Source organism: Bathymodiolus platifrons methanotrophic gill symbiont, assembly GCF_002189065.1.
GTDB lineage: Bacteria > Pseudomonadota > Gammaproteobacteria > Methylococcales > Methylomonadaceae > Methyloprofundus.
Window position 1 is genome coordinate 1 of record NZ_BDMN01000189.1, and the last position, 11,421, is coordinate 11,421.

The 11,421-nt window shown below is 41.2% G+C and carries 12 protein-coding genes; 11 read left to right on the plus strand and 1 reads right to left on the minus strand.

The features are described from left to right. Positions 1-434: 434 nt before the first annotated feature. Complete coding sequence (locus CDZ78_RS11355; protein ID WP_307190493.1) at positions 435-1,766, minus strand: Fic family protein; 1,332 nt, start codon at positions 1,764-1,766, stop codon at positions 435-437. 267 nt (positions 1,767-2,033) lie between these two features. Here CDZ78_RS11355 and CDZ78_RS11360 point away from each other — a divergent pair, with 267 nt between their 5' ends. The 11 genes from CDZ78_RS11360 (at position 2,034) to CDZ78_RS11410 (ending at position 11,211) form a co-directional block, all read left to right on the plus strand. Then, complete coding sequence (locus CDZ78_RS11360; protein ID WP_087870127.1) at positions 2,034-2,996, plus strand: calcium/sodium antiporter; 963 nt, start codon at positions 2,034-2,036, stop codon at positions 2,994-2,996. A 10-nt stretch (positions 2,997-3,006) separates the two neighbouring features. Next, on the plus strand, positions 3,007-3,978 hold the full coding sequence (locus tag CDZ78_RS11365; RefSeq protein WP_087870117.1) for a KpsF/GutQ family sugar-phosphate isomerase: 972 nt from the start codon (positions 3,007-3,009) through the stop codon (positions 3,976-3,978). 1 nt (position 3,979) lies between these two features. Beyond that, entirely contained in the window at positions 3,980-4,507 is a 528-nt protein-coding gene (gene kdsC, locus CDZ78_RS11370; RefSeq protein ID WP_087870118.1) for a 3-deoxy-manno-octulosonate-8-phosphatase KdsC, read from the plus strand. Next, complete coding sequence (gene lptC, locus CDZ78_RS11375; RefSeq protein WP_087870119.1) at positions 4,507-5,076, plus strand: LPS export ABC transporter periplasmic protein LptC; 570 nt, start codon at positions 4,507-4,509, stop codon at positions 5,074-5,076. The genes kdsC and lptC overlap by 1 nt, the downstream gene beginning before the upstream one ends. Further along, a complete protein-coding gene (lptA, locus tag CDZ78_RS11380) occupies positions 5,063-5,572 on the plus strand; it encodes a lipopolysaccharide transport periplasmic protein LptA (RefSeq protein WP_087870120.1) in 510 nt (169 codons plus the stop codon). Before lptC ends, lptA begins: the two co-directional genes overlap by 14 nt. Positions 5,573-5,574: 2 nt before the next feature. After that, positions 5,575-6,300, plus strand: coding sequence for an LPS export ABC transporter ATP-binding protein (gene lptB, locus CDZ78_RS11385; protein ID WP_087870121.1), 726 nt, complete (start codon positions 5,575-5,577; stop codon positions 6,298-6,300). Positions 6,301-6,355: 55 nt separating this feature from the next. After that, on the plus strand, positions 6,356-7,807 hold the full coding sequence (locus tag CDZ78_RS11390) for an RNA polymerase factor sigma-54 (protein WP_087870122.1): 1,452 nt from the start codon (positions 6,356-6,358) through the stop codon (positions 7,805-7,807). A gap of 53 nt (positions 7,808-7,860) precedes the next feature. Beyond that, a complete protein-coding gene (hpf, locus tag CDZ78_RS11395) occupies positions 7,861-8,151 on the plus strand; it encodes a ribosome hibernation-promoting factor, HPF/YfiA family (RefSeq protein WP_087870123.1) in 291 nt (96 codons plus the stop codon). A 243-nt stretch (positions 8,152-8,394) separates the two neighbouring features. Continuing rightward, positions 8,395-9,252 (plus strand): RNase adapter RapZ, encoded by an 858-nt coding sequence (rapZ, locus tag CDZ78_RS11400; protein ID WP_087870124.1) that lies wholly within the window; start codon positions 8,395-8,397, stop codon positions 9,250-9,252. A 211-nt stretch (positions 9,253-9,463) separates the two neighbouring features. Continuing rightward, entirely contained in the window at positions 9,464-10,816 is a 1,353-nt protein-coding gene (gene mgtE, locus CDZ78_RS11405) for a magnesium transporter (RefSeq protein ID WP_087870125.1), read from the plus strand. Positions 10,817-10,842: 26 nt separating this feature from the next. Further along, positions 10,843-11,211 (plus strand): hypothetical protein, encoded by a 369-nt coding sequence (locus tag CDZ78_RS11410; RefSeq protein ID WP_087870126.1) that lies wholly within the window; start codon positions 10,843-10,845, stop codon positions 11,209-11,211. The last annotated feature ends 210 nt before the right edge of the window (positions 11,212-11,421 follow it).

The window sequence follows — 11,421 nt, forward strand, 5'->3', positions numbered from 1 at the left end:
TAAAATTGAAACTATGCTACAACTATATGAAAAAAATAGTCTTTTCATTCGTTTCAAATGCTATTGCCTAAGGGGAATTAAGTAGGGGTTTGCTATAAACATGGCAAAACCACCTAAAATAAACCTCGATACACCAGCATTGTGTATTTCAGCTACTCAATAATTGGGAAACTTCAGTAAGGTAAGACAAGGTTGGGTTAGATTTTTTTGCGAAGTAAAAAAACGTAACCCGGCAACACGTTGATTTATGAGGAAATGCTGGGTTACGTTATCGCGCTTTGCGCGATAAGCTAACCCAGTCTACATATGCAAGCTGTTGTTTATTAATATGTTAATGCTTATCTAAGTTAAAAAAGTTGTCATCAATATGAAAGACTTCATCATATTTGCGCTCTATGGATTGAACTTCAACCTCAGTAAGTTGATTAAATTCATTATTTCGTGCACGTTTTCAGGTAACTCACTTCCTCAGGCAGTGTTTTATTTACTGTTTCTTCGACACATTCAAAGAAAAACCCAGCTTGTTTAGTCTCATTCAATACTTCGACATTGTTTTTGTCGGTAGGCCGCCACTCAATCAGATCAAGCCTGGGTTTTGAATAATGTTCAAGCGTTTGCCTGTAATCATCGATGCGTTCCAGAATGACGGCGGATACCGGAAAAACCAACCCTTTGGCAACAAATCCCTTTTCTGCCAAGATATGATGAAACAGGTAGCGATGAATACGACCATTGCCGTCTTCAAAAGGATGAATGAACACAAAGCCAAAGGCCATAAGCGCGGCCATAAGCACAGCGTCGTAATCACTTTTACCAAGGAGCTGATAAGTTTCGATCAGGCCGGACAGAAGGCTCTCCAAATCTTCTGGACGCGCCGAGATATGAACGGGCATTGGCATTCCGGTTGTCCGGTCATGATCACCGACAAAACCGCCTTCAATACGCAAACCGGGCATAACAAAGCGATTATCTACAATGACAGCATGTTGAAGAGACTCCAGCTCCTCAATACTTATCTTACATCTCCCGGGCGCACCAATGATCTTTCCCCATCGCTCAATGCGGTTATGAGGTGGTGTTTCTCCTTCTATGGTATAGGATGCTTTTGAATCCTTTAACAGAAGAAACGCAGTTGCTCTACTCAATAGGTCTGAGTGTGTTTTACCTATATGGTCGATAGCGGCCTGTGACAGGTTCATGCCAATAAACCGATCAAGCTTTTCTGTTCTCCTGATCAATGGGCAAAATTCACGAGTTCCAGGCAAGTTATTGCGAACGCGGTGACGTTTTGAATTATGAGAGGGTCCCGGGTATTGAAGTGTGTCATTGATAATCGCTACGAAGTTACCTTGCGTTGCATCCTCGATATCGAGTTCATTACCGCATAACCACTCGTACAAAAACCAGAGTCTTCGGCTATAAGCGCCTGTTAGTTCTGAACGAACAATATCGATAATAGCTTCAGGCTTAGTCGTGACAAACAGGGCTTTGAGAACGGCCAGATCGATACCCTCATGCTTAAGGGCAAATGTAAGGTGGTTATGCAGACTATCATTAGGTTTGTGCCTTGGTGTGAAAATGCGCCATCGTCCCTTTTCATACCTCTTATGCTTTGTCCCTATGGCGCATAGATAGTCGGGGGCAGGTACTAATAGTCCATGTCCTGCGATCAGTGCCGCATATCCGGCAAGCGTTGATCCTTCTTCCAGTGCTGGAAAAGCATGAAAAACAGGTACAGGTCGTGAATTTTGATTATATGCTACCATTATCGTGAATTTCGACTATTAATTACCATTGCTATCTTTTCATGAAAAACGATTATTGTCTATGAATTCTAATTATATTTATCACATTTTGTGAATTATGATTTTATTGGTGTGTCTTTGGTCTGAATGCCAGTCATTACAGGCGTTCTGAGGCAAAGCTTAGTGGACGGCCAAAGAAGGTAAATGATTAATTCGAGTCTGCCCCTAATTTGTTTTAGATTATGGTTTTTTGTGGCACAATATGCAATTTTTGAACCAACTAAAAATATGTTGATTGATTTTCTTGCTTTGGTGGTAGGTCTGGTTGTCCTGGTCTATGCTGCGGACTGGTTTGTGGAGGGTGCGTCTTCAATAGCCCGAAACTTTGGTGTGTCGCCTTTATTAATAGGCTTGACGATTGTTGGTCTTGGTACATCTGCACCTGAAATTCTGGTATCATCGCTAGCCTCTTTTCAGGGAAACCCGGGCCTGGCAGTAGGTAATGCCATTGGGTCTAATATTGCTAATATGGGTTTGATTCTTGGCGTAACTGCATTGATTGTTCCTCTGGCTTTTCATTCAGGGCTGCTAAAGCGTGAATTACCTGTTTTAATGCTGATTAGCATTGGTTGTTATGTATTGGCTTTAGATGGTTTAAGTGTTTTCGATGGCGTCTTAATGCTATTGAGTTTAGTGGTCTTTTTGTTCTGGCTGGTGCGTAGTGCTATGTCTGAACGCAAAAATGATATTCTGGCTCAAGAAGTGGAAGCAGAAGTGCCTGAAACTATGCCCAATAATAAGGCATGGATATTTTTTGTTGTTGGTTTATTCGGTTTATTAATCAGTTCTAAGGCTTTAGTCTGGGCAGCCGTGAATATAGCACATACAATGGGTGTCAGTGATCTGGTGATAGGCTTGACGATTGTGGCACTGGGCACTAGCCTACCAGAATTGGCGGCATCGATAGGTAGTGTACTTAAGGGTGAAGATGATTTAGCCGTAGGTAATGTTATCGGCTCGAATGTGTATAATCTCCTGGCTGTTTTTTCCTTGCCGGCATTGATTGCTCCCGGGCCTGTTGATGCTACTGTTATCAGTCGTGATTTTCCAGTGTTATTAGTGTTTACTGGCGTACTCTTTATATTAGGTGTTGGTTTGTCTAAGGCGGGGAAAATTAACCGCTTGGAAGGTGGTGGCCTGTTGGCTGCATATTTATTTTATCAGTGGACAATTTATCAAAGTGTTATTTAAATGATTGCTTATGAATGATAGACAGTTGATACAGACAGCAACAGAGGTGATTACTCTCGAAGCGCAGGCAGTCAATGGCTTGTTATCAACAGTCGATGAGGATTTTGTACGGGCTTGTCATATTATCGCCGCTTGTAAAGGGCGGGTTGTGGTCACTGGTATGGGGAAGTCAGGGCATATTGCCGGAAAAATTGCGGCGACACTGGCGAGTACGGGAACACCTGCTTTTTTTGTGCATCCAGGTGAGGCTAGCCATGGCGATTTAGGTATGATTACCCGGCAGGATGTGGTGCTGGCTTTATCTAATTCCGGGGAAACTGAAGAAATTTTAACATTATTGCCCATTATCAAGCGCTTAGCTGTGCCTATGATTGCGATGACAGGAAGAGTGGATTCTACTCTGGCTAAATTTTCTTCAGCACATTTGAGTAATGCGGTAGAAAAGGAAGCCTGTTCTTTAGGGTTGGCACCTACTGCTAGTACCACGGCCGCTTTAGTGATGGGGGATGCGCTAGCAGTTACATTGATGACTTTGCGTGGTTTTACGCGTGATGATTTTGCTTTGTCACATCCAGGGGGTAGTTTAGGCCGGCGACTGTTGGTGCTGGTAAGAGATATTATGCACACAGGGAAACAATTGCCTGTTGTTAAGAGTGATGTCAGTATTATGGATGCTTTGGTTGAAATGACAGCGAAAAAATTAGGTATGACAGCTGTTGTTGATAGTGAGGGGCAGTTTGCCGGTGTTTTTACGGATGGTGATGTGCGTCGATTATTAGAGAGAAATATTGATATTCAACAGGCATTATTGGCAGAAGTTATGACTGTAAATTGTCAGGTAATCGGTGAAGAGGTTTTGGCGGCTGAGGCGATGCAGATTATGGAAGAAAAGAAAATTAATGCCTTGCTTGTGGTAGATACAGACAGGCAAGTGACTGGTGCATTGAATATGCACGATTTGATTCACGCAGGAATAGTCTGAAATGCAAAATAGAATTGAAAAAGCAAAAAAGATTAAACTGTTAATTTTAGATGTTGATGGTGTTTTAACCGATGCAAAGCTGTATTTTGATGAGCAAGGCAAAGAATATAAAGCATTTAATGTTCGCGATGGTCTAGGGATTAAGCTATTACAAAAGGCTGGGATTGAAGTAGCTGTTATTTCGGGCAGGGCTTCTAAGCCGGTCGAGTTGAGAATGGAAATGCTGGGAATTAAGCTGGTTTATCTGGGGCAGTTAGATAAGGGTGAAGCATTTAAAGATATTATTGCTAAAGTAGGGTGTACGGCTGATCAGGCAGCACATGTAGGTGATGATTTGATAGATTTGCCAGTGTTAATTCAGGTGGGGCTGGCTATTGCTGTGCAGGATGCTAGTGAGTTTATTTTACCTTATGTTGATTGGCAAACTCATTTAACTGGTGGGCATGGAGCAGTCCGTGAAGTCTGTGATTTTATATTACAGGCGCAGGGCAAAATGGATGGGCTGGTTGAGTCATTTAAAAAAATATAATGATTGCTGAGCAATATAAAAACTTTTTTTTATTGTTATTGATTTTCCTGGCTTCAATCTGGGCGGTTAATTCAGTGCCCGAACACGAATTAGATGAAAAGTTAGTTGTGGCTGAACACACTGCAGAGCATTTTGCTGTAGGCTATAGTAAAACTCAAATGAATGAATTGGGCCTGGCAGCCAATAAGCTAACGGCTGATTATGCTGCGAATTATAGAGATAACGCAGGAACTGAACTTACCAATCCGGTAATGACGGTCTATAAAAAAGAAACACCCCCTTGGGTTATTCGCTCTAAAGCAGGATATATTTCGGCAGCTGGGGATCAAATAGCAATGAATGGTCAGGTTTTTATTGATCGAGCTGCGGCTGAAAATGTGCGAGAAATTAATGTAAAAACAAGTAATTTACTGGTGCATCCAAAGCGAAATTATGCAGAAACTGATGATTGGGCTGAAATGGTCAGTGGTTTAGATAGAATTTCTGGGGTGGGGATGAAGCTGTTTTATCGAGAGCCTCTGTATATAAAATTATTTGCAAATGTTAAAGGTCTGCATGAGTATGATTAAGTGGTTATTACCGGTATTTTTGGGAATGAATTTAGTTTTTAGTCCCATGGCAAGTGCTTTAGACGGTGATAGCAGTGAGCCTATTAGTATTGAATCAAACTCTGGTTTTTTTGATGATAAACAAGGTGTCAGTATTTATACGGGTAAAGTTATTGTTATACAGGGCAGTATGCGCCTGGATGCGGATGAAGTGGTTGTATATATGGAGAACAGGGAAATCCAGAAATTAGTAGCCACAGGTACTCCGGTTAAATTTAAGCAAACACCTGACGCTGACAAAGAAGATGTACATGGAAATGCCTTAACTACCGAGTATTACCCAGAGACAAAGTTATTAATTATGATCGAAGAGGCCGTGGTATGGCAGGGGAAGAATAGCACAGCAAGCGAAAGGATAGAATACGATAGAATCAGTGAAGTGGTTAAGGCGGGAGACACTGGCTCAGATAATAAGCGCGTGCATGTGATATTGCAGCCAAAAAAAGAAAGTAAGTAATAATGGCAATACTGTCTGCAAAAAATATTGGCAAAACCTATGCAAAGCGTGCAGTTGTAAATGATGTGTCATTGCATGTAGCAAGTAATGAAATTGTTGGTTTGCTAGGGCCGAATGGGGCAGGAAAAACGACTAGTTTTTATATGCTAGTGGGCTTGGTGCGCGCTGATGCCGGACATATTTTTTATGATGAGCAGGAAATAACTCACTACCCAATGCATATCCGCGCTAAACTGGGTGTCGGGTACTTGCCTCAGGAAGCATCGGTTTTTAGAAAGTTAAGTGTGAGTGACAATTTACGTGCTGTGCTGGAGTTAAGAAAGGGGCTGAGCAAGGGGCAAATTGACCTGATTATTGATGAATTACTAGATGAATTTAGTATTTCGCATATTCGTAATAATATAGGTATGGGATTATCAGGCGGGGAGCGACGTAGAGTCGAGATTGCCAGAGCCCTGGCAACTGATCCTGAATTTATTTTACTGGATGAACCCTTTGCCGGAGTGGACCCTATTTCCGTGATTGAAATTCAAAAAATTATCGCGCATTTAAAGGAGCGCGATATTGGTGTGTTAATTACTGAGCATAATGTGCGTGAAACGCTAGGAATTTGTGATAGAGCCTATATTTTGAATGCGGGGCAAGTGATTGCCGAAGGTTCTTCGGCTGAAATTGTGGCTAATGAAGAAGTGAGACGCGTTTATTTAGGTGAGAATTTTAGTCTTTGAATTATGCTGAACATAATGTTTTATTTTGTTGTTGTCTTACGTTAAAGGGGGGTAAATGAAGCAGTCTTTACAACTCCGTATGGGACAGCAGCTTTCCATGACGCCGCAATTGCAGCAGGCGATTAAGTTGTTGCAATTATCAACATTAGATTTACAGCAAGAAATTCAGCAAGCATTGGATTCAAATATGATGCTGGAAGTGATGGAAGATGAAAGTCCCACTTTGAATGAGCAAAAAATCGTTGAAAACAAAGTTGATACGACTGATCGAATAAGTAGTGAAGGGTCACAAACAGATCTCCCCGATGAATTGCCAACAGATAGTTCCTGGGAAGATGTTTTTGACTCTGTGCAAATGGGATCGGCACCTGCAACAGGCAACGATATGCCGGACTTTGAAGTGCAGCGTAGTAAGGCGGTGAGCTTGCAAGATCATTTGTTATGGCAAATGGAAATGCTGCCTTTTACTGATAGGGATCGCGCTATGGCTATGGCTATTGTTGACTCAATTGATAGGGATGGTTATTTAAGTAGTCCGGCTGCTGAAATCTATCAAGGTTTAATAGAGCAACTGGAGGAGCTGGAAGAGGATGAGTTTTGTGCTGTTTTGCACAGAGTGCAATATTTTGATCCACCTGGTGTGGCGGCTGAAGACCTAAAGGGCTGTCTAGGTATGCAACTATTACAGCTACCAGTGGATACGCCATTTAGAACTGAGGCTTTAGAGTTAGTGCAGCACCACCTTGATTTGCTAGCTAGTCAGGAAATCGCAAAATTAATAAAGCGCTTAGCAATTTCAGAGCATAAACTGATAGAAACGATTGCTCTGATTCGTTCGCTGGACCCTATGCCGGGTCGTGCTATTGAAGAAGGTAAGTCGGAGTATGTTATTCCGGACTTATTTGTCAGTAAAGTGAATGGCAAATGGCTGGTTGAATTAAATCCTGATATTGCCCCCAGGCTGAGAGTAAACCCGTTTTATTCTGGCTTAATAAAACGTGGGGATAATAGTAAAGACAATGTCAGCATGAAGGAGCATTTGCAGGAGGCGCGCTGGTTTATTAAAAGCCTGCATAGTCGTAATGATACTTTGCTACGGGTAGGGCGGAGTATTATTGAAAGGCAGACAGAGTTTCTTGAGCATGGGGCCATTGCCATGAAGCCCTTGGTGTTAAGGGATATTGCAGAAGAATTAGAGTTACATGAATCAACAATTTCCAGGGTTACCTCGCAGAAGTATATGCACTTACCTAATGGAGTGATCGAGTTCAAGTATTTCTTTTCCAGTCATGTATCAACTGTAGGGGGCGGGGAGTGTTCGGCGACAGCTATACGAGCATTTATTAAAGAGTTAGTCAGTCACGAAAATCCTCATAAGCCCCTCAGTGATAGCAAGATGGCAGAATTACTAAAAGAAAAAGGAATTAATGTTGCGCGACGTACGATTGCTAAGTATCGCGAGACAATATCTATTCCATCATCAAGTCAAAGAAAGCGACTTTTGTAATAAAGTAGTATAATGACACTCATTTTTTTGAATATTATTTAGGAGATAAATTTATGCAAGTTAGCGTAACGGGTCATCACGTTGAAGTAACAGCAGCAATGAAGCAACATGTAGAAGATAAAATTGGAAAGATAAAACGGCATTTTGATCATGTTACTGATGTACATGTTATTTTGACAGTAGAAAAGCTAGAGCAAAAAGCAGAAGCAACTGTACAAATTAGTGGAGCTAAATTATTTGCTGATGATGTGCAGGCAGATATGTATGCTGCAATCGATAATATGGTAGATAAGCTAGATAGACAAATTATTAAGCATAAAGAAAAAATACAGGCACATCGCTAATAATCAAGGAGCAGACAACGAAGGAAATGGCTTCAAGCTCTTCGTTGTCTGATCTGATTTTAGGAGCGAGGATTTAATAATACCCGAAAGTATGACGCAGGATTTTGGCTTCACAGTTGGGTTAGGGAAACTGGCGCATAGCAGGCTACGCAACTGTTTTTCTAGCGTAACTGAGGAGTCAAAAAACAAGTCAGGCTCGGGAATTATTGAATTCTCGTTCCTTAGTGTATAAATGCTAAAACTATGAAACTATTGATTTTGACCGGGCTTTCCGGCTCAGGTAAGAGTATTGCTTTAGATACTCTGGAGGATTGTGGCTTTTGTTGCATAGATAACCTACCTATTAAATTACTGGATGATTTTGTCAGTAATGTCATGTTGCAAGATCAATCAACCTACAGTAAAACCGCGATTGGTATTGATGCAAGAAACCAGAGTGAAAGCTTATATGCCTTTAGGGATAAGTTAGCATTTATTCGGGAGCAGGGTATTCAGTGTGATGTTATTTTTATGCAGGCTGAAGATAGTGTTTTGCTTAAACGCTATAGTGAGACAAGAAGGCGGCATCCATTAACGAATTTACATCTGTCTTTAAAAGAAGCGATTAAAATTGAAAAAGATATTTTAAAGCCAATTGCAAAAGGCGCTGATTTAATTGTTGATACCAGTCGAACACATTATCATCAATTAAGGCAATTAATCAGGGATTATGTGCAAATAGGTGAGGTACAGAAGATTTCTATTCAGACGCAATCTTTTGGCTTCAAGCATGGAATACCGCTAGATGTGGATTTTGTCTTTGATGCTCGTTGCCTGCCTAACCCTTATTGGAATCCGGATTTAAGAGGCTTTACTGGTAAGGATCAGAAAGTAATCGATTTTTTACAATCAGAAACAATAGTTACAGAGTTTTTTCAAGATATTTCAACTTTTTTAGAGCGCTGGATTCCCCGCTTTGAGCAGGAAAACCGTAGTTATTTAACGGTTGCTATTGGTTGCACGGGTGGACAGCATCGTTCGGTATTTTTAATAGATCGCCTTGCGCGATATTTCCAGAGCAAGGCATTTAATGTTATTGTCAGGCACCGGGAAATACAGTAAAAATAATTAGTGTATTATCCTCTTAGGTGATTGTCTGAAAATAATATACCACAGATAGCGCAGGATTTTTGTTTATCTTCAAGGCGCGGCTACAGGCGCATAGTTGCGCTATGTAACTGTAGTCGCAACACCGAAGAAGGGCAAAAAGACAAGTAAGCTGGTATATTCTTTGATAGAAATCACCTTGATGCCAGAAAACTAAAGGATAGTTATGTCAGTACGTAGACCACAAGATCACTCAGACTTGCGTTTAAAGCAGATTATGAATGACCTGGATAATGGCGCGCTTTATGAAGCACGTAGTCATTTGCATAGTTTGTATCCAGCAGAAATTGCTTTATTACTTAGATCCTTGCCAATAGATTACAGATATCAACTCTGGAGTATTCTGGCTCCTGAAGCAATGGGGCTAACTCTGGTTTCTTTGCAGGGTGATGTGCGGGCTGGATTGATTGAGCATACTTCAACGGCAGATTTAGTGACTGCTGCAAGCCAGTTAGAGCCGAGAGATATGGCTGATCTGGTTGCTGATTTTCCAGCTGATACCCGAGAGAAAGTCCTAAAGAAGGAAGGTGATAGTCGTCTTGAAGCGGCTTTATCTTATGATGGACATACGGCTGCCGGGTTAATGAATATTGATGTATTGTCAATACGTGCAGATGTGACTGTCGATGCTGTTTTAAGGTATTTGCGGGCGCAAGGGAAGATGGCTGCCAATATGGATAGTCTGGTCGTTGTTGATCGTAATCATCATTATCAGGGAATGGTCGCTATTGCGGAGATTTTGACAAATGATCCAGGTGTGGTTATTTCTAAACTAATGGATGGAAATGTCGAAGCTATTCCATCAAATATGCCGATCTCTGAAGTCGCAACTATCTTTGAGCATAGAAATGTTTTATCGGCAGCAGTGATCGATGAACAGAAAGAAGTTATAGGCCGGATTACTATTGATGAAGTGCTGGAGGTTATTAGAGATGAGGCGGATCATGCCGTAATGAGTTCGGCTGGCCTAGATGAGGAACATGATTTATTTGCTCCTGTACTTGTCAGCGCAAGACGTAGAGCGGTCTGGTTGGGCGTTAATTTATTTACTGCCTTTCTAGCATCCTGGGTCATTGGCTTATTTGCAGCAACCATTGATCAAATTGTTGCTTTAGCCGTATTAATGCCAGTTGTGGCAAGTATGGGAGGAATTGCAGGAAGTCAGACATTGACTTTGGTTATTCGTGGTTTAGCACTGCATCAGATTAGTGCCTCTAATGCCATGTCCTTCTTGTTTAAAGAGATGGCTGTGGGTGCCGTGAATGGTGTGGTTTGGTCAATTGTCGTTGCCATGATTGCAGCAGCCTGGTTCTCTAATATGCCGTTGGGAATGATGCTGGGTTTTGCGATGATTATTAATTTAAGTTGTGCGGCCTTGGCGGGGGTTTTGATTCCTCTGTTTTTACAGAAAAGGGGTATCGACCCAGCCTTGGCGGGTGGGGTTTTACTGACTACAGTGACAGATGTTATTGGGTTTATGTCATTTTTAGGTCTGGCGACAATTTTTCTATTGGCCTAAAGTAATTTAATTTTGAGGAAAGAACGATGAATATAAAAAAATCACCTTTAGCAATTGCGGTAGGTACAACTCTATTTTCTGGATTTGCTGCAACAAATGTTCAGGCTGATAATGTTGCAAATAGTGAAGATAACCCATTTGCGATGACAGAGCTATCAAGTGGTTATATGTTTGTAGCGCAAGCAGACAAAGATAAAAAAGCGACTAAGAAAATGAAAGATGGTGCTTGTGGGGAAGGTCTATGTGGTGCAAGTATGATGCCTGAAGGTGCATTGGAAAAAACATCGGAAGGAAAGTGTGCAGGTAATAAACCTATGGCCAAGGAAAAGAAAGCAGATATGAAAGGGATGGAAGGTAAATGTGGTGAAGGGAAATGCGGTACTAATATGAAATAAAGACAGATTTAGCCGGTTTCGCCCGGCAATCAAAGGTTTCTAAGACCCATAAACTGAAGTTTCCTAGTTTTTAAAGCATAAGCATATTAGTTAGTGCTTATTTTTAATAAATATTAGCATTCCCTAATAACACTGGCATTCCGTTTGCTAAAACCCTTGAATTTACTTAAAAAACAACAGGTTAATGATGAATGAGACCTGTTTTTACTG

Coding starts and splice junctions, on each gene's coding strand:
- CDZ78_RS11355 (WP_307190493.1), bottom strand. CDS start 1,766: ATGGTAGCATATAATCAAAATTCACGACCTGTACCTGTTTTTCATGCT.
- CDZ78_RS11360 (WP_087870127.1), top strand. CDS start 2,034: ATGTTGATTGATTTTCTTGCTTTGGTGGTAGGTCTGGTTGTCCTGGTC.
- CDZ78_RS11365 (WP_087870117.1), top strand. CDS start 3,007: ATGAATGATAGACAGTTGATACAGACAGCAACAGAGGTGATTACTCTC.
- kdsC (WP_087870118.1), top strand. CDS start 3,980: ATGCAAAATAGAATTGAAAAAGCAAAAAAGATTAAACTGTTAATTTTA.
- lptC (WP_087870119.1), top strand. CDS start 4,507: ATGATTGCTGAGCAATATAAAAACTTTTTTTTATTGTTATTGATTTTC.
- lptA (WP_087870120.1), top strand. CDS start 5,063: ATGAGTATGATTAAGTGGTTATTACCGGTATTTTTGGGAATGAATTTA.
- lptB (WP_087870121.1), top strand. CDS start 5,575: ATGGCAATACTGTCTGCAAAAAATATTGGCAAAACCTATGCAAAGCGT.
- CDZ78_RS11390 (WP_087870122.1), top strand. CDS start 6,356: ATGAAGCAGTCTTTACAACTCCGTATGGGACAGCAGCTTTCCATGACG.
- hpf (WP_087870123.1), top strand. CDS start 7,861: ATGCAAGTTAGCGTAACGGGTCATCACGTTGAAGTAACAGCAGCAATG.
- rapZ (WP_087870124.1), top strand. CDS start 8,395: ATGAAACTATTGATTTTGACCGGGCTTTCCGGCTCAGGTAAGAGTATT.
- mgtE (WP_087870125.1), top strand. CDS start 9,464: ATGTCAGTACGTAGACCACAAGATCACTCAGACTTGCGTTTAAAGCAG.
- CDZ78_RS11410 (WP_087870126.1), top strand. CDS start 10,843: ATGAATATAAAAAAATCACCTTTAGCAATTGCGGTAGGTACAACTCTA.